We start from the raw sequence: 16,975 nt of genomic DNA on the forward strand, positions 1-16,975 counted from the left end.
TAAAACCATAAGTCGGAATACGAGATACTGTTTAGTCTCGTGGGCTCGGATTTGTTTATAAGACCCAGCACCCGCAGGGGGCGGGGACACCCGCGGGGGTGTCCCGGCCCGTCGTTCGCCAGGATCGGGGAGGCAGCCACCGGCCTGCGGGGCCTGCGGGGCCCTACCGCCCGAACTCCCGGGCGGCGGTCAGCCGGCCGCGGACGGCGGCGTGGACCTCGGCCTCCTCGGCCGGATCTGCGGCGAGCCGGCGCAGGCGCTCCAGCACGCGCGCGTCACCCGTGGTGGCGACATGGCGCGCGGCGAGCTCCCGCGTGGACTCCTCGCAGTCCCAGAGGCACTCGACGGCGGGGCCCTCGGGGAAGTGCACATCGGTCACGGCGAGCGCCCGGGCGGCGCGGCCGCGCAGTTCGGAGGAGGCGGCCTCCCCGTAGATGTGGCGCAGCACGGGGACGGCGTCGGCGGCGACCAGCCGCCCCGCACCGTCGACCAGCGAGCCGAGCCCGGTACCACTGACTCCGCGGACGGAGACCCAGCGGCGCAACCCGTCGACGACGAGTGGTGCGTCGGCCGGCTCCCCGGCGTCGGCGAGCAGTTTGACGGCGGCCTCGCCGAGCGCGCTGTCCGCGCCCCCGGTGGCCGGGTCGGCCCAGCGGCGGGCCTGCGCCAGGACCTCGGGGCCGCGCATCCGACCGACCAGTTCCAGGGCGGCGCGCACGATCCGGTCGTCGACGTCCACGGCGGCGGCCTCGATCAGCTCGACGGCGGCCGGGTCGCGCTGGTCGACCAGGTAGCGCAGTGCGGCCCGGCGGGCGCCGGGCAGGCCACCGCGGGCGGCCTCCAGCACGGCGGGGCGGTCCTCGGGCCGGACGACGGCGGTCAGGCAGCGGGCGGCCGCGGCGGCCCGGCGGTCCACGGCGTCGGGGGCGGCCGGATCGGCGGCGTCGGACGCGGGCTCGGGCCTGCTGTCGGCTCCACCGAGGAAGGCGCCGGCCCCGAGGGCGCCCAGGCTCCCCTGGTCGGCCCAGGCCAGGACGTCGGCGGTGGACCAGCCCGGGGTGACGCCGCCGCGGTTGAGCTGACGCTGCCAGAGGTCGAAGGGTGACTGCTCGCTGGCCGCCGCCACTCTCGGATGGTAGGCCGCCCACAGCCGCCAGGGCCGGGGCTCGTAGGCGTTGCGGATGAACTCGCGCAGCTCGGCGTCGCCCTCGGGGCCCGGGGCGAAGCGGTCCAGGACGGCGGTGCCGAGCAGCAGCAGGCCGCGGTCGTCGTCGCGCAGGGCGAGCTCGTCGAGGGCCCAGGCCCAGTTGGCGCCGGTGGCGGTGTACTCGCGCAGCATCAGCAGCGCGTCGCGCCGGCCGTACGCGGCGAGGTGGCCCAGGACGGAGAGGGCGAGGCCGGTGCGGTTCTCGTCGTCGCTGACGAGGTCCTCGGCGGAGTGGAGGTGGTCCTCGATGCCGTCGAGGGGGGCTTCCAGCTCCATGTAGAGGCGGGCGTAGTAGAGGGAGCGGTTCTCGACCTGCCAGTCGGCTCGCGGATCCCTGGTGACGCACTCCTCCAGCGCGGCGATGGCCTCGGTACGGTCGGCGGCCAGCGCGTGGAGCTGCCCGTCACCGCGGCCTCGCTGCAGGAGGCCGAGGAGGCTGGCACTGGGTGCTATCACTGGCTCGAACATGAGGTCAGCATCCGTTGCGGCGGTCGTAGTGGCAACGGGATTTCCGTCGCCGGGGTCACTGGTCGGTACTGCGGTGGGCGCCCGGGCGCCGGAATCACCGAAGGTTACCGCCTCGCGCCACCTTCCGCACACAGGGCGACGAAGGCTGCTGCCACAGTGGCATATGCCAGGGGAATTTTGCCTGCGTTATGTCCAAATCGCCCGCAGGGGCGAGGGCGCTGTGCCACAGTCTTCTCACCACCGACGGCCCGCACGCGGCGGGCCACCCCCGAGCCATGGACCCGCCATGAAGATGCCCATAGGCGCCGCCCGCCCACCGGACACCGCCACGGTGGACGGCGCCCCGGCGGGCGCGACGGACGACGGCGCGCGCGGCGAACCGAGCGGCGACGCCGACAGCGGAACGGACGGCAGAGTGGACGGCACGGCGCAGGAGCCGTCCAAGAACCCCGACCTCGGCGACGGACCCGACGCCGACGGCGGTCGCGACCACCTCATCGGCTCAGCCGAATGGGACCTCCTCACCGACCGCGTCCACTGGAACGCGGACACCTACCAGCTCCTCGGCTGCGACCCGGGCAACGGCCCGCTCAGCCTGGACCGGCTGCCCGACCGCCTCCCCGAGGCCGACCGGCCCGTGCTGCGCCGGATGATGACCGACGCCCTGATCCACGGCCGTATCTCCGCCGGCACCCTGCGGATCCGCCGCGACGGCGCCCCGCACGCCAGCGTCGAGTGCGCGGGCGAGCCCGTCCTCGGCACGGACGGCACCGTCACCGCCCTGCGCATGCTGCTGCGGCCGGCACCCCCGAACTGACCGGGGCCCGCCGGGGCCTCAGAAGCTCCGGGCCGCACAACCTCCGGGCCTCACAACCTCCACGTCTCAGGACCCCCGGGTCTCAGGACCGCTTCGGCCGCTTCTTCGCGTCCGCCGCCCGCAACTCCCGCCCCAGCTCGGCCCGCAGCTCGTCCACCACCGGCAGGCCCCGGTAGCGCGCGGTCAGCCGGTACATCTCACGCAGCCGGTCCCAGGTCCGGTGCGAGGAGTTCTGGCCGATCAGGTTCATCACCATCTTGGCCTGGAACTCCGCCGCGTCCGGCTCGCCGCTCAGCCAGTGCACCGAGGCCAGGGTGATCCGGTCGAACAGCGCCGAACGCAGCTGCCCGGTGCCCTCCCGCAGGGTGATCACCCGCTCCGCGTGCCGCTGCGCCTGCGCCGCCGCCGAGGGGTCGTGCTCCGCCAGCGTGCGCAGCACCAGCGCCTGCATGCCGCGCAGTTCGGCCTCGTCGAACACCTGCATCCAGGACGGCGGCGGCTCCGGCGCCCCCTCGGCGAACAGGTCCTCGGCCTCGCCGAGCAGCCGCCAGGTGTCCTGGGAGTGCCCGATCGAGGCATGCGCCCAGGCCTCGACGGTGTTCAGCATCGCGCGCGTTCTCGGCAGCACCCGGCCGCCGGCCGCCTTGGCCGCCGACATCAGGTCGATCGCGTCGTCGGCCCGGCCCAGGTGGACCATCTGCCGCGCGGCCCGGGAGATCGCCTCGCCGGCCCGCGGCCGGTCGCCGGCCTCCTTGGCCGACTCCGCCGCGATCATGAAGTACCGCTGGGCGGTGGGCTCCAGGCCCACGTCGTGCGACATCCAGCCCGCCAGCACCGCCAGGTTCGCCGCGACCAGCCACAGCCGCTGCTCCACCGCCGGGGGGTGCCGGTGCGTCAGCAGGCCTCCCACCTCGTTCAGTTGACCGACCACCGCCTTGCGCTGGAGCCCGCCGCCGCGCGCCGCGTCCCAGGCGCGGAACACCTGGACCGAGCGCTCCAGCGACTCCACCTCGTCGAGCCCGACCGGGCCCGCGTCGTACACGTCCACCGCGGGGCGCGCCCCGCCCTGGGTGATCACCTGGCGCGGCCCGGGGACCGAGGCCGCGTACGCGACCGCGTCCCCCCCGAGCCAGCCCTTCAACGAATCGGCGATGACCGTTCCGGCCGTGAGCGCGGCACCCGCGCCCACCAATCCACGTCGGTTCAGCATGAGGTCCATTCCCGTGAACTCGGTGAGGACCGCGGCCGTTCGATCCGGCGACCATGGCACTGCTGCGGACTGCGCCGCTCCGGACCTGGTGGGCCGGTGTCGTTCCAGACCGAGGTCCTCAGTGGTGACGACACGGCCGAGCCGCTCCGTGAACACGGCCGCCAGCACCCTCGGCACCGGATCCCGGGGGATCTCCCCCTGCTCGATCCAGCGCCGTACCCTCGACGTGTCGGTGGACAGCTGCTGCTGCCCCATCGCGGCACCCCGACGGTTGACCAGCCGCGCGAGTTCACCCTTCGACCAACCGGTCAGGACGAACAAGTCAGCGAGTCGGGTGTTGGGTTCCCTGCTCAACGAAGCCCCCAGGTTCCTCGGCTGATTCGAGGCTAGAGGCTCCGGCAAGTGCCAGGCGAGCATTCGCCACCGTTCGCCAGGGCCCGCCAGACTACTAAGCCAGTGCGCCGCGGGTGTGTTGTAGGGGTGCGCCACCTCGCCCCCGGGTCGGGCGGCGTCCCACCGGCGTCGGGGCAGTCCCCCGACCGTGGCACGGGACGCTCCCGGTCCTCACCCGAGGGGGTGGCGCGGCCGGGTGGCGCGGGGGCGCCGGGCACGGCCACGGCAGTCCGGCCGACCGTACTCCCCAGGGTGCGGACGGCCGGAGCACCGCCGTCGTCCGGGTCTTCCGACCCCGCGTCCGTGCCCGGCGCCCGCGCACCACCCACCGCACCGAGTCAGGGCCGCCGTCACGCCAGGAAGCACGCGGCACCGGCCCTCCCCGCACCGCGGGGCGCACCTGCCGACGGACAGAAAGGGACCACCCTCACCCCATGTACTCCTCAGCGACGACCCCCTCGCCGACCGCGACCCGCACCGCGCTGCGCCCCCCCACCGCGGCCGCCGGGCGCCCCGGGCCGAAGCAGGTGCCCCCGTCGAGCCGCCCGGTGGCCCCGCACGGCACCGACGGCCGCTCCACGGACGCCCGGGTCCCGTCCGGCCGTACGGCGCTGGGGCTCCGCGGCCCCGAAGCGGCCCCGCCCATCGGCGGCCGGCTCCCGCTCGCCCGCCAGGCCGACGGCCGGGTGCTGCGCCCGCCGCACCGGCCCGGCCAGGTCGGCGGCCCCGAGCGGATCGACCCGTCGGCGCTGCAGACCCCGGCGGTGCGGGCCGCGCTGGCGAGCGTCGCGCGGATATGTCCCGCGTTCACCCCGCGCCAGGTGCTGCGCGAGGGCAGCCGCCACATCCTGGTGGCGGGCACCATCGGGCGGGCCCCGGTGGTCGCCAAGTGCCTGGCGCCGCAGGCGGTGCGGAGTGGCTACTTCGAGCAGTTGGTGGCCGACTTCCACCACGAGGTGGCGGTCTACCGGGCGTTCGTCCGGCACCGCCCGCCGGTGCGGCTGCCCCGGCTGGTCGCCGCCGACCACGACCGCTGCGTGCTCGTCATGGAGCGCGTTCCCGGGCGCCCGGCCGCGCGGGAGCGCCACCCGGTCAACGCGCCCACCCCGGGCGAGGTGCGGGCGCTGCTGACCGCCGTCCGGACGCTCAACCTGTGGCGGCCGCCGACCGACGTGTTCCAGCCACGCATGGACTACCCGATGGAGATCGCCCGTTACCACTCGGTGGGCCAGCTCACCGACCGGGACGCCGGCGACCTGCGCGGTCTGCTGCACGGCCTCGGCCACACCCCGCTCCAGCTCTGCCACGGCGACGCCCTGCTCAGCAACATGCTGCTGGCGCCGTCCGGCCCGGTGCTGGTGGACTGGGAGCAGGCCGGCTGGTACCTGCCCGGCTACGACCTGGCGGTGCTGTGGAGCGTGCTGTCCGGCGACACCGCGGCGCGCCGCCAGATCAGCCAACTCGCCCAGAGCGGCGGCACGCTGGCCCGGGACGCGTTCCTGGTCAACCTGGTGCTGGTGCTGATGCGGGAGATCCGGCTGTACGACGTGCCGGGCGCCGGCGAGGAGCAGCGGATCATGATCCGCCGGCTCTACGACGACGCCGCGCTCGCCCGCCGGGCCGTCCGGGCCGCGGTCGGCACCCGCTGAGGCTCCGGGCCCCGAGCCCCGGGGCCCGGAATCCGCTACGGCCGGCCGCCGCGCTCCAGGGCGGCCCGGCCGGCGGCCTCCAGGACGGCCTCGTCCGGGGCGAGGTGCACCCGGCTGCTCAGCACGTCCCGCAGGTAGCGCTCCAGCGGGTGACGCCGGCTCAGGCCGGGGTTGCCGGTGAGCGAGACCGCCTGCTGGACCGCCGCCGTCGCGGCCCGGATGGCCAGCAGGTGGGCCGGGCCGGTCCGGGCGACCGCGTCCGGCTCGCCCCGGTCCACCCGGGGGGCCAGCCCCTCGACCAGTTCCTCGGCGCCGATCAGCTGGGCCTCGATCTCGCCGAGGGCGCAGCGGTAGCGGGGCAGGGTGCCGAGCGGCTCGGTCAGATTGGCCGGAGTGCGCTGGTTGAGGAAGCGGATCAGCCAGGACTGGGCGGCGCGAGCCACCCCGATCGCCACCGCGGAGAGCGCCAGATCGTGCCAGGCGAGGGAGAGTTCGGCCGCCCCGGCCGCGTCCGCCGCGCCGCCCTTGGGAGCGGTGAGGCCGAGCGCGAGCTCGGCCGGCACCCGGACCTGCTCCAGCACCACGTCGTGGCTGGCGCTGGCCCGCAGGCCGACCTGGTCCCAGGTCGGGTCGATCTCCAGGCCCTCGCTCTCGCCGCGGACCAGGAACGTCCCCAGCCTCGGCTCCGGCTCGTCGGTCCGTGCCGTCACCGCCATCCAGGCCAGCGCCTCGGCGCCGGTGCAGTACGTCTTCCGGCCCGTCAACAACCAGCCCTCGCCGTCCCGCCGGGCCACCGTGTCCGGCAGCGCTCCGGGCCGGCCGCCGGGCTCCGCGCGCAGCGTGTTGACCAGGGCGGGCCCGCGCCGGGACTCGGTGAGCAGCCGCCGGTAGCCCGCCGTCGGCCAGGAGGCACGGCGGGCCTGCTCGGCGTGCTGGAGCAGCGTGAAGGCGGTGACCACGGCCACCGAGGCGTCCCCGCGCCCGAGTTGGGCCAGTACCCGGACGGTGTCGGCGAGCGTGCCGCCCGGTCCGCCGTACCGCTGGGAGACGGTCAGGGTGAGCAGTCCGGCCTCGTGCACCGCCTCGATGCCCTGGTACGGGAAGGTGGCGTCGCGGTCGTGCTCCTCGGCGCGGGCGGAGAGCAGGTCGACCACCCGGGGCAGTCCGGCGAGGGCGGCGACGACGGCCGAGCGGTCGGGCGCGGGATCGGGCGCGGGGTGGCCGGAATCCGACGCTCCCGAGGCGGTGCCGGGCACGGCGGCGGTCGCGGTGCCGGACGGGCGGTCCGCGGGCGAACGGTCAGCGGCGGTGGTCGTCATGGTGCTGGGGCCTCCGGGCGGCAGCGTGGGCGCGGCAGATGCGGGCGGCACGCCGGACGGGCGCGCGGTACCGGACGGGCGGCCTCGGAGGTCAGTTCACGGCCCGCCCCCGGATTCGGCGCCGGCCACGAACGGCCGGCCGCCCGCCGCCTCGGGGACGAATCCCCCTCAGCGGCCCGGACACACCGCGCTGGCGGTGCGCCGCAGGTCCAGATAGCTGCGACGGGTCAGCAGCGGGAGACGGCACGACATGTTCGCGACTGTACGAACCTGTGATCGAAACCGTCAAGCGGCGTCCGAGCCCCGGTCGAGGCCGGTCAGCCCTGCTGGAACATGTCGGCCGGGAGCGGCTTCAACAGCTGATACAGGTCGTCCGAAATCGGTCGGTCCCAGGACGCGATGGTGACCTGGACGCCGTCGCTGCGCCCGAACTGGGCGCAGAACACCCGCTCCTCGCTGACCTTGACCTTCTTCACGATCAGCAGGTCGTCCCCGAGCATCACCGGGAAGTCCTCGGCCGAGACGAAGTCGACCGGCTCGTCGTTCTCCAGCGCCGCGAGCAGCTGCCGCACCTCGAAGGGCACGCTGTCGCCGGTCTCCCGGGCGGGCGAGCCCTCGGGGAGGTTGCCGATGAACATCGCCGGGCCTCTGCCGCCGAACAGGTCGTAGCGCAGGAAAATCCCCTGGCAGGAGCCGTCCGGGCCGGTCATCATGGCCGCACCGAAGTCGCCGGGCCAGTCACCCGGGTCCATCGCGAGCACGTCGAAGTCCGGGCCGGCGGGCTGTCCGGAGCGACGGCGGAGAAAAGACATGGGAACATCGTACGTGCCCGGCACACCACGCTCGCGAGGTGGGTGGGGCACCGTCGGGAGATCGACGCTCAGAGACCAATGTTGACTCTGAGCAACCGTCCGGGCTACGTTCGGTTCAGCACGACAGCCGTTCTGGGTTTCACCCTCCGGGGGGACGGCATGTCGCAACGCGGCCCTACACGCGTTTCCCTCACTGTGCACATCGTCGTGCCGAACTGCCGAGCACCCAGCTTCGTCGTCGCACACAGCACAGCAGACAAGCCAACAGTTCCATCACCACAAGCCAGATCCGCGGGGCCCCGGCCCGTCGCTCCCGCGGATCTTGCTCGGGACGCCGCCGCGTGGGGGCGTGCGGGTCCCGAGCAAACGGTGTCGCCGCCGAGTCGCTCTCGGCGTCGACGCCAGCCTCCCGGCGACTGCCGGCCCCTCGTGGGCCGGGACCGGCCGACGCACCCCGGTGCGCAGGGGATGACTGGGAGGATGGCCTGGCAACGCTGCCGGGTCGCACAGCAGGCGCCGTGTCTGGCCGCGTGGGGGCGGTGGGCACGGCGTCTGCCTGTGCTCATACTCTGAGCTGCGTTTGTCTAACAGTCAACAGAAATTCTGACGGGGCACGTTCAATAGATCATCAGTTGTGATGTTCGGGGCCGAAATCGACTGCGGAGCGGGCCCCGTTCCGACGGGACCCGCTCCGCGGTCGTGCGACGGTGGCTCAGGTGAGGTCGAACTCGCCGTCCCGGGCACCGAGCACGAAGGCCCGCCACTCCCCCGGCGTGAACACCAGGACCGGACCGTCCTCCTGGCGGCCGTCCCGCATCCCGATGTACCCGTCCACGAACGCGATCTGGACATCCCCGACGCCCTGGCTGCTGCACAGCCACTTCGCCCCGCTGAAGTCCACCTTCGGCTTCCCGCTCGGCGCCAGCTGAGGCTCCGCGCCGCCCGCCTCCACGTCGATCCCACTGTTGACTGCCACTACCCGGTCTCCTCCCGACGGCTTTCCCGGCCAGCCTAACCACACCCGCCCGCCCCGGTCAGCGGGTTGACGAGGACTCCACCAGCCGGGCCCGGACGCCGCAGGAGGCCCGCTCAACGCGTGTCCCGCCCGACGGGGGCCACCGGAGCTGCCAGAGTGCTTGGCAGCGCGGGGGACCACCCCCGCCGGCCGTACACGGGCCCTCGACGGCCCTCGACGGCCCGCCCCGGCCCCGCGAACCCGATGCGCACCGGACGCGGCCCGCACCACCTCGCCCAGCACCGCCCACCACCACCCGCCACCGCCCAGAGGGAGCAGCCGATGAGCCGCCGGGACGGCACCCGCGCCGATGTCATCCCCATCTCCGACGCCCCCTCGGCCCACCCCCCGGCGCCCCGCACGCCACCCGCGCCCGCCACGCTGCCCCGGCCCGCCTCCGGCCGGCCCCCCGCGCACGGCCGGGTCGGGATCGTCCTGGTGTCGCACAGCCAGGAACTGGCCATCGCGGTGCGCGCCCTCGCGCTCGCACTGACCGGATCCGACTCCCCCGCCCCGATCGCCGCGACCGGCGGGGACCAGGGCGGTCCCGGCATCAGCGCGGTCCTGGTGGCCGCCGCCACCCGCCGGGTCGACCAGGGCCACGGGGTCGTGGTGCTCGCCGACCTGGGCAGCGCCGTCACCACCGTGCGCGCCCTGCTGTCCGACGCCGACGAGCACGGCCTCCCGTTCCCGGTCCGCTTCGCGAACGCGCCGTTCGTCGAGGGCGCGGTCGCGGCCACCGCCACCGCCACCGCGGGCGGCGACCTCGCCGCCGTCCTGGACGCCGCGGAGGAGGCCTACCGGCAGCGCAAGGGCTGAGCGGCCTCGCGAATTCCCCCCACCCGGGGTGACCGGACGGCTACCATCGGCGAAGGGCCCGGACTCCCGGCCCGCCCGGGGAGGGGAGGCGAGGATGCGGACTGTCCGCCGTGTGCCGGTCAGGGGCGCTCCTTGCCCTCCCACACGAAGACCGCCGACCCCTCGCACTCCAGCGCGTGGCGCAGCCGCTCGTGCTCGACCTCGATCATCGGCGGCAGCCCGTCCAGCGGGTACCAGCCGACCTCCAGCGACTCGTCGTCGTTCACCCTCGCCTCGCCGCCGACCGCCCGGCACCGGAAGGTCAGCACCAGGTACTGCGTCACGTCGCCGTTCGGGTAGGTGACCTGCGGCGAGACGGTGACCGAGGCGAGCAGCTCGGGCACGGCCACCACCCCGGTCTCCTCCAGGCACTCGCGCACCACGCCGTCGGCGGGCTGCTCGCCGGGATCGAGGATGCCGCCGACCGGCGCCCACCTCCCGTCGTCGGCCCGTCGGCCCAGCAGCACCCGGCCGTGGTCGTCCAGGACGACGGCGACGACGGCGGTCAGCCAGAGCGGGCGGGTGCCCACCAGGGCGCGGAGATCGGCGAGGAACGGGGGAATGGCCATACGCCGCAGCCTAGGCCCTGTCCGGCAGGCTCCCAGGCCGCCGCCACCGACGTGCGACCCGCGACGCGCGGGCTCATCGTGCGAGGCCGCCCTCCGGGCGCAGCAGGGCCAGCACGGTCAGCCCGAGGATCCGCAGGTCGAGCCGGAGCGAGCGGTGCTCCACGTACCAGAGGTCGAGTTCGGCCCAGTCCGGCCGGGCGAGCGGGCGGCGGGCCTGGAGCTGGGCCCAGCCGGTCAGCCCGGGCCGGACGGCGAGCCGGCCGCGCTCGCGGCGGGAGTAGCGGACCACCTGGTCGGGGCGGACGGGCCGGGGGCCTATCACCCCCATCTCGCCGCGGGCGACGTTCCACAGCCGGGGCAGCTCGTCCAGGCCGGTCCGGCGGAGCAGCACGCCGAGCCGTCCTCCCCGGCTGGTCCGGAAGCGGAGGACCTGGAACTCCCGGCCGTGCCGTCCGGCCCGCGTCAGCCGCAGGAGCACCGGGCCGCGCGCCGTGCAGCGGAGCAGGGCGGCGATCACCAGGGCCAACGGGAGCGCGACGATCCCGGCCAGGGCGGCGAGGGCGAGGTCCCCGCCGCGCTTCATCCGGCGGACACGGTGGTGCGCGGTGCGCCGTCCGGCTTCCTACCGGGTTCTCCGCCCGGATCGGACGTGGCGCTGCCGCCCATCTCTTCCCCTCCACGGCACCGTCGAGTCCACGGCACCGTCGAGCCGCAAGAACGCATTCACAGTAAAGGCGCCTTGGAGCCGTCGCCCGGGAATGGTGAAAGAAGTGGGCAGAGGATTGTCCGACAGGCCGAAATTCGGTCGATCTGACCAATATTGCTCGATCTGCTGCTCGATCTGCCGCTCGGAATGCCGAGGGCAATCGAAGTACAGCCGTCCACCGAAGGCCGACCGGTCGCTGAGGAGGTTAGAGCGCGGCGCCCCGGCGGTAACGCAGCAGCCCGAACGCGATCCGGCCGAGCAGCAACACTCCCGCGGCCAGACAGCCCGCCACCGCCATCGCCCAGGCCGGACCGTCACTGTCCGGAACGATCACCGCCACCACAATGCCCAGCGCGAGACAGGCCAAACCCACCACCGCCAGCAGAAGCTGGTGGGTGACCAGGGCGCCACCACTCCACGCACGGGCCATCCTGGTCGCGCCGTGCAGGTGGAAGGGATCACGGTCCGCATCTGCCATGAGCCCAAGGTACCCCCGGCGAACGCCGGAGGCAGCCCGCAGGGAGTGAACGTTCGACCACCCGGTGCGACCGGCCCGCCGACCTCGCCCGAGCAGGTCGCGGACCGGCCCCGGTCGTGCATTCCGGCTCCACATTCAGTTCACATCAGTTCACATCAGTCCACGAAAAATCCTCGTCCCCCCGGTACAACCATCCGCTCGGTGCAGCGGTCTCAATGGCATTGAGCGATCCAGGAGCCGTTCGCGGGAAGGGTGCGAGCCCCCCACCGCGGACCGGAACACCCAGGAGGCGGAGCCGCCGCCGCCTGGAGTCGGAGGCCGGACTCCGCCCTCCGGCGGTACCGCCACGCCGCTCGGCGACCGAGGGGGAACCGTGCCGCAGTCCCAGTCCACCACGTCGATCTCCATGGCCCCCACCAGGCCCGTCCCGTTCGTGCGCCCGCTGCCGACGGCCACCCGCCGCCACCCGACCGCCGACCGGGGCAGGCCGGACGCGCGGGGCGAATGGCTGCGGTTCGCCCCCGTCCAACCCCTGTTCCGCGCCCGCGCCGCACAACGCCTCGCCGTCCTCGCCTACCACGGCGTCACCGACCACCGGTCCTTCGGCGCCCAGCTCGACCGGCTCCGAAGACTCGCCACCCCGGTCTCGCTCACCGCCGTCCTCCAAGCCGTCACCGAACAGCGGCCGCTGCCGCCCCGCAGCGTCCTGGTCACCTTCGACGACGCCGACCGCAGCGTCCTCACCCACGCCCTGCCCGCCCTCGACGCCCGCGGCATCCCCGCCACCGCCTTCGTCATCTCCGAGCTCATCGGCACCGAACGCCCCTTCTGGTGGCACGAGGCCGACTTCCTCGCCCGGCACGGCGGCCGTGCCCGCTCGCTCGACTGCGGGCACCCCTCCCAGCTGCTCCCCCGGCTCAAGGCCATGCCCGACCCCGACCGGCGGCGCAGCCTGCACGAGCTACGGGTCAGCGCCGACCGCCGCCCGCCCCGCCAGGAGCAGCTCACCCCCGCCGACCTACTCGCCCTGCGCGACGGCGGCGTCGCCATCGGCAACCACACCCAGGGACACCCCTGCCTCGGCCGCTGCGACGACGCCACCGTCCGCGCCGAGATCACCGGCGCCCACGAAGCCCTCACCCGCTGGCTCGGCGAACCCCCGATCGCCTTCGCCTACCCGGACGGCGGGCACGACCCGCGTGCCGAAACCGTCCTCCAGGAGCTCGGCTACCGCCTCGGCTTCCTCTCCGACCACCGGCTCGGCCCCCGCATCCCCTCCCACCCGCTCCAGATCAGCCGCCTCCAGGTCGACTCCACCACCAGCACCCGCCGCTTCGACACCATCCTCTCCGGCCTCGAACCCGCCTACCGCCGCTGGCGCCGCCAAGCCGTCGCCTGACCGGCCGGGGCACGCGAGGGGACGCAGGGGCACTCAGGGGTGCTCAGGGGCAAAAATGAGCCCTGCCGGGGAGGGGCACCGGACCTCTGGGGGGCGAAATTTGGCCCCGCCTCAGCGGCAAACCACCCGCCCGTAGGGCAAGGCCTTGCCCCACGGGCACAGACCGTCGGGCAGGCCGACTTCCTGCATCAGCCGCCCCGGACAGGCAGCCTCCGCGGAAGACCGGGACGGCCGGCCACCACGGGACTCCTCGACCGACCCCCGAGGTTGGAGGGCAAAGATTTGCCCCTCAACTCATGACAGAGAGAACCTGCCCTCGGCTGCCCCGGATGGGGATCAGCCGCGGTGGCCTTCCGCGCGGGCTGAAGGACGGACCGCCGGCGGGCGAAAATTGGCCCGGCGGCAGACCGGCGGGGGCTCGTCAGCGGCTCGCCGGGGGGCGAAGTGCTCCGCGAGGGCGGTGGGTGTCACGCCGGCAGCGTGCTGCGCATCAGGGCGGCGAGGGTGCGCCCCTGGGGGTAGAGGAGTGCGGCCGGGGGGAGGGCGGCGGAGGCGCCGGCGTGGAGCACGGTGATGGTGCCGGCGCCGGTGCGCGTGGGGTCGGTGACCCGGCGCAGGGCCTGGGCGGCGACGGCGTCGGCGGAGCCGTGCAGGGTGAGCGCCGGGGAGGCGGTGGGGGCGACGGCGGCGCGGATGCGGCCGTCGACCAGTTCGTAGTGCGTGCAGCCGAGGACGATCGCGGCGGTGCCGGCGGGGGTGCGGGCGGCGGCGTCGGCGATGGCGGCGGTGATGGCGGCGTCGTCGCCGTGTTCGATGGCGTCGGCGAGGCCGGGGCAGGCCACCTCGGTCACGTCCGCGGTGCCGCCGAAGTCGCGGATCAGGCCGCGCTGGTAGGCGCTGCCGGTGGTGGCCGGGGTGGCCCAGATGGCCACGGAGCCGCCAAGGGCGGCGGCGGGCTTGATCGCCGGGACGGTGCCGACGACGGGCAGTCCGGGTTCGAGTTCGGCCCGGAGGGTGGCGAGCGCGTGCACGGAGGCGGTGTTGCAGGCGATGACCAGCGCGTCCGGTTCGAGCGCCGCGGCGGCGAGCGAGCAGCCGCGGGCGAGGTCGGTGACCTCTTCGGAGGTGCGCGGCCCCCAGGGCATCGAGGCCGGGTCGGAGGAGAGCACCAGATCGACGTCCGGGCGCAGCTTCCGAAGGGCGGCGGCGGCGGCCAGCAGGCCGATTCCGGAGTCCATCAGTGCGATCTTCACGGGGCAAGACTTTAGTCGATCCGCCCGATCCGGCCGGTTCTGCGGCAAACTGCGGGAGTGACCGTCCTGTTGTGGATCGCCGCGTTCTCCCTGCTGGTCTGGCTCTGGTTGGCGTGCTGCCACGGGCTGTTCTGGCGCACCGACGTGCGGTTGCCGCCGCGCCGTCCGCCGGTGCGCTGGCCGCAGGCGGCGGTGGTGGTGCCGGCCCGGGACGAGGCGCAGGTACTGCCGATGAGCCTGCCGACGCTGCTGGCCCAGAAGTACCCGGGGCGGGCGCGGGTGATCCTGGTGGACGACCACAGTTCGGACGGCACCGGCGCGGTGGCGGCGGAGCTGCGGACGATGGACGGGCTGGAGCTGACCGTCACGACTCCTCCCCCCTTGCCCCCGGGGTGGACGGGCAAGTTGTGGGCGCTGCGGCACGGGGTGGAGCTGGCCGGTCCGGACGTCGAGTACCTGCTGCTGACGGACGCGGACATCGCGCACGGGCCGGACTCGCTGGCGGAGCTGGTGGCTGCGGCGGAGAGCAACGGGCTGGACCTGGTGTCGCAGATGGCCCGGCTGCGGGTGGAGACCGGCTGGGAGCGGCTGATCGTGCCGGCCTTCGTCTACTTCTTCGCGCAGTTGTACCCGTTCCGCTGGAGCAACCGGCCCGGTGGGCGGACGGCGGCCGCGGCGGGCGGCTGTTCGCTGGTGCGGCGGGAGGCGCTGGAGCGGGCCGGCGGGGTGGCCGCGATCCGGGGTGCGGTGATCGACGACGTGTCGCTGGCGCGGGCGGTGAAGTCCTCGGGCGGGCGGACCTGGCTGGGGCTGGCCGGGGCGGTGGACAGCGTCCGGCCGTACCCCCGGCTGGAGCAGTTGTGGCGGATGGTGTCGCGCAGCGCGTACGCCCAGTTGCGGCATTCGCCGCTGCTGCTGCTCGGGACGGTGCTGGGGCTGGGGCTGGTGTACCTGGTGCCGCCGGTGGCGGCGGCGGCCGGGCTGGTCGCGGGGGCGCCGGCGGTGGCGGTGGCGGGCGGGGCGGCCTGGGCGCTGATGGCGGGCACCTACCTGCCGATGGTGCGGTACTACCGGCAGCCGGCGCCGGCCGTGCTGCTGCTGCCCTTCACGGCGGGCCTGTACCTGCTGATGACGGTGGACTCGGCGGTGCAGCACTGGCGGGGCCGGGGCGCGGCGTGGAAGGGCCGGACGTACTCGCGGGCCTGAGTGTTCCGGGCCCCGAATTCGCGGGCACGGCAGGCCGGTTGGCTCCATACTGCTCGAATGGACCGCCAGAGGATCTCCCGTCTCGCCCATGCCCACCACCCGATCGCGGCGCCGCTGACGGACGAGTCGGTGGCCCTGCTGCTGGAGCGCGCGACCGCCGGGGCGGCGGACGGCCGGGCGCTGGACCTCGGCTGCGGCGAGGGGGCGTGGCTGGTCCGGGCGCTGGCGGCGCGTCCGCGCTGGCGGGCGGTGGGGGTGGATCTGGACGCGGCGGCGCTGACCCGGGCCAGGGAGGCGGCGACCGTGCTCGGCGTGGCGCGCCGGATCGGCCTGCACCACGTGGACGCGCGGGAGTTCGACTCGGTCGAGCCCTTCGACCTGGTGCTGTGCGTGGGCGCCACCCACGCCTTCGGCGGGCTGCTGCCGACGCTGGCGGCGGCCCGCGAGCACCTGGCCCCGGGCGGGCGGGTGCTGGTCGGCGAGGGCTTCTGGGAGCGGGAGCCGTCCCGGGCGGCCCTGGACGGACTGGGCGCGGCCCGGGACGACTACGCGGACCTGGCGACCACCACGGACCGGGTGCTGGCGGACGGCTGGACACCGGTGTCCGGTTACGTGAGCAGCCCGCAGGAGTGGGACGACTACGAGTTCGCGTGGACGGGTGCGCTGGCCGAGTGGGCGCTGGAGCACCCGGACGACCCCGACGCGGCGGCCGCCCGGGAGGCTGCGGACCGGCACCGGCGGGAGTGGCTGCACGGCTACCGGGGGACGTTCGGCTTCGTGACGTACCTGCTGCGCCGGGACTGAACCGCCGGGCGGGGCGGGCCGCCGGAGGGCTGTCCGACCCCGGCCGGCGGCGGGCTCAGTTCCCGCGCAGCTGCTCCTGCTGGACCAGGTAGTCCAGCACCTCGGGCATCGCCTCGACGCCACCGGCCTTGCTCGGCGAAGTCCGGTACTCGCCCTGGACGACCACCGTCGGCAGCTCGTTGACGCCGTAGCGGACGAACTCGACGGCGGCCTCGTCGACCGACCGCGCCACCTCGTCGGAGCGGTACGTCCGGCGGAAGAGCTGGGCGTCCACGCCGTGGCGCACCGCCCAGTCGGTGGCGGTGGCCTCGGTGGTGAGGTCGGTCTGGTCGGTGCGCACCGAGCGGAAGACGCTGCTCTGCAGGCGCTCGACCAGGCCCAGGCGCTCCAGCGTGTAGTACAGGCGCGCGTGGCCGCGCTGGGCGCCCTCGTCCGGGCCGCCCGGCCAGATCGCCGGGACGCGCCGCAGGGCGACGTCCGCGCGGTGCTTCTCGGCCCAGGCCTGCAAGGGCTGTTCGAGCTGCTGGGAGTGGACGCAGTCGTACCAGAAGAACTCGGCCGCCTCCGTGCGGACGCTCTCGCGCACCGGCTGCGGATGGTCCAGCTTGACGAACTGGGCACCCTCGGAGGGGGGTTGGTGACTCACCGCGCCGGCCTGGAGGGGGGATACGGCGATCCCGGCGGCGATGGCGAGCAGGACGGTGGACCGCAGCAGCGACTTCGAGTTCACACCGGGCAGTGTGCTGGCGGCGGTTCGTTACCGTCGAGTTCGGCCGGGCACGCTGGCCCGGATTCGCCCGATCGGCCCAGCC

General features: G+C 74.6%; 16 protein-coding genes. 6 read left to right on the forward strand and 10 right to left on the reverse strand.

Annotation, left to right across the window (positions count from 1 at the left end; all coding sequences use genetic code 11):
- Nucleotides 1-163: 163 nt before the first annotated feature.
- Nucleotides 164-1,675, reverse strand: coding sequence for a HEAT repeat domain-containing protein (locus ACFVHI_RS12400; protein WP_380338337.1), 1,512 nt, complete (start codon nt 1,673-1,675; stop codon nt 164-166).
- Between the two features lie 286 nt (nt 1,676-1,961).
- Here ACFVHI_RS12400 and ACFVHI_RS12405 point away from each other — a divergent pair, with 286 nt between their 5' ends.
- Nucleotides 1,962-2,492 carry a hypothetical protein gene (locus ACFVHI_RS12405; protein ID WP_063350172.1) on the forward strand — a complete coding sequence of 177 codons (531 nt, stop codon included), beginning with the start codon at nt 1,962-1,964 and terminating at the stop codon, nt 2,490-2,492.
- An 82-nt stretch (nt 2,493-2,574) separates the two neighbouring features.
- On the opposite strand, the gene ACFVHI_RS12410 is transcribed toward ACFVHI_RS12405, so the two are convergent.
- Nucleotides 2,575-4,056 (reverse strand): hypothetical protein, encoded by a 1,482-nt coding sequence (locus ACFVHI_RS12410; protein WP_063350171.1) that lies wholly within the window; start codon nt 4,054-4,056, stop codon nt 2,575-2,577.
- A gap of 473 nt (nt 4,057-4,529) precedes the next feature.
- Between ACFVHI_RS12410 and ACFVHI_RS12415 the strand changes: the two genes are divergently transcribed.
- On the forward strand, nt 4,530-5,744 hold the full coding sequence (locus ACFVHI_RS12415; protein ID WP_380338342.1) for a phosphotransferase: 1,215 nt from the start codon (nt 4,530-4,532) through the stop codon (nt 5,742-5,744).
- A 35-nt stretch (nt 5,745-5,779) separates the two neighbouring features.
- On the opposite strand, the gene ACFVHI_RS12420 is transcribed toward ACFVHI_RS12415, so the two are convergent.
- The 3 genes from ACFVHI_RS12420 to ACFVHI_RS12430 form a co-directional block, all read right to left on the reverse strand.
- Nucleotides 5,780-7,063: an acyl-CoA dehydrogenase family protein gene (locus ACFVHI_RS12420; RefSeq protein WP_380338344.1), complete on the reverse strand. Its 1,284-nt coding sequence runs from the start codon at nt 7,061-7,063 to the stop codon at nt 5,780-5,782.
- 317 nt (nt 7,064-7,380) lie between these two features.
- Nucleotides 7,381-7,875 (reverse strand): hypothetical protein, encoded by a 495-nt coding sequence (locus tag ACFVHI_RS12425; RefSeq protein WP_063350170.1) that lies wholly within the window; start codon nt 7,873-7,875, stop codon nt 7,381-7,383.
- 712 nt (nt 7,876-8,587) lie between these two features.
- Entirely contained in the window at nt 8,588-8,800 is a 213-nt protein-coding gene (locus ACFVHI_RS12430; protein WP_208869206.1) for a DUF397 domain-containing protein, read from the reverse strand.
- Nucleotides 8,801-9,094: 294 nt separating this feature from the next.
- Here ACFVHI_RS12430 and ACFVHI_RS12435 point away from each other — a divergent pair, with 294 nt between their 5' ends.
- Complete coding sequence (locus ACFVHI_RS12435) at nt 9,095-9,709, forward strand: PTS fructose transporter subunit IIA (protein WP_347878552.1); 615 nt, start codon at nt 9,095-9,097, stop codon at nt 9,707-9,709.
- 119 nt (nt 9,710-9,828) lie between these two features.
- Here the strand turns inward: ACFVHI_RS12435 and ACFVHI_RS12440 are convergent, their stop codons facing one another.
- The 3 genes from ACFVHI_RS12440 to ACFVHI_RS12450 form a co-directional block, all read right to left on the reverse strand.
- The gene (locus tag ACFVHI_RS12440) at nt 9,829-10,317 is read right to left on the reverse strand and encodes an NUDIX domain-containing protein (RefSeq protein WP_063350169.1); all 489 of its coding nucleotides are present in this window, start codon (nt 10,315-10,317) and stop codon (nt 9,829-9,831) included.
- Between the two features lie 73 nt (nt 10,318-10,390).
- Nucleotides 10,391-10,900, reverse strand: coding sequence for a sugar transferase (locus tag ACFVHI_RS12445; protein ID WP_063350168.1), 510 nt, complete (start codon nt 10,898-10,900; stop codon nt 10,391-10,393).
- Nucleotides 10,901-11,228: 328 nt separating this feature from the next.
- Entirely contained in the window at nt 11,229-11,501 is a 273-nt protein-coding gene (locus ACFVHI_RS12450; RefSeq protein WP_063350167.1) for a hypothetical protein, read from the reverse strand.
- A 373-nt stretch (nt 11,502-11,874) separates the two neighbouring features.
- Here ACFVHI_RS12450 and ACFVHI_RS12455 point away from each other — a divergent pair, with 373 nt between their 5' ends.
- Complete coding sequence (locus ACFVHI_RS12455) at nt 11,875-12,900, forward strand: polysaccharide deacetylase family protein (protein WP_244293515.1); 1,026 nt, start codon at nt 11,875-11,877, stop codon at nt 12,898-12,900.
- 467 nt (nt 12,901-13,367) lie between these two features.
- Here ACFVHI_RS12455 and ACFVHI_RS12460 read toward each other — a convergent pair whose 3' ends face one another.
- The gene (locus ACFVHI_RS12460) at nt 13,368-14,153 is read right to left on the reverse strand and encodes a glutamate racemase (RefSeq protein ID WP_380338350.1); all 786 of its coding nucleotides are present in this window, start codon (nt 14,151-14,153) and stop codon (nt 13,368-13,370) included.
- Between the two features lie 57 nt (nt 14,154-14,210).
- Here ACFVHI_RS12460 and ACFVHI_RS12465 point away from each other — a divergent pair, with 57 nt between their 5' ends.
- Nucleotides 14,211-15,359 carry a glycosyltransferase gene (locus ACFVHI_RS12465; RefSeq protein ID WP_380338353.1) on the forward strand — a complete coding sequence of 383 codons (1,149 nt, stop codon included), beginning with the start codon at nt 14,211-14,213 and terminating at the stop codon, nt 15,357-15,359.
- Between the two features lie 57 nt (nt 15,360-15,416).
- The gene (locus ACFVHI_RS12470) at nt 15,417-16,163 is read left to right on the forward strand and encodes a cyclopropane-fatty-acyl-phospholipid synthase family protein (protein ID WP_063350164.1); all 747 of its coding nucleotides are present in this window, start codon (nt 15,417-15,419) and stop codon (nt 16,161-16,163) included.
- A 55-nt stretch (nt 16,164-16,218) separates the two neighbouring features.
- Here the strand turns inward: ACFVHI_RS12470 and ACFVHI_RS12475 are convergent, their stop codons facing one another.
- Nucleotides 16,219-16,893 (reverse strand): thiol:disulfide interchange protein DsbA/DsbL, encoded by a 675-nt coding sequence (locus tag ACFVHI_RS12475; protein WP_063350163.1) that lies wholly within the window; start codon nt 16,891-16,893, stop codon nt 16,219-16,221.
- Nucleotides 16,894-16,975: the final 82 nt, after the last annotated feature.

The sequence above is a fragment of the Kitasatospora sp. NPDC127121 genome (assembly GCF_042677305.1).
Lineage (GTDB): Bacteria > Actinomycetota > Actinomycetes > Streptomycetales > Streptomycetaceae > Kitasatospora.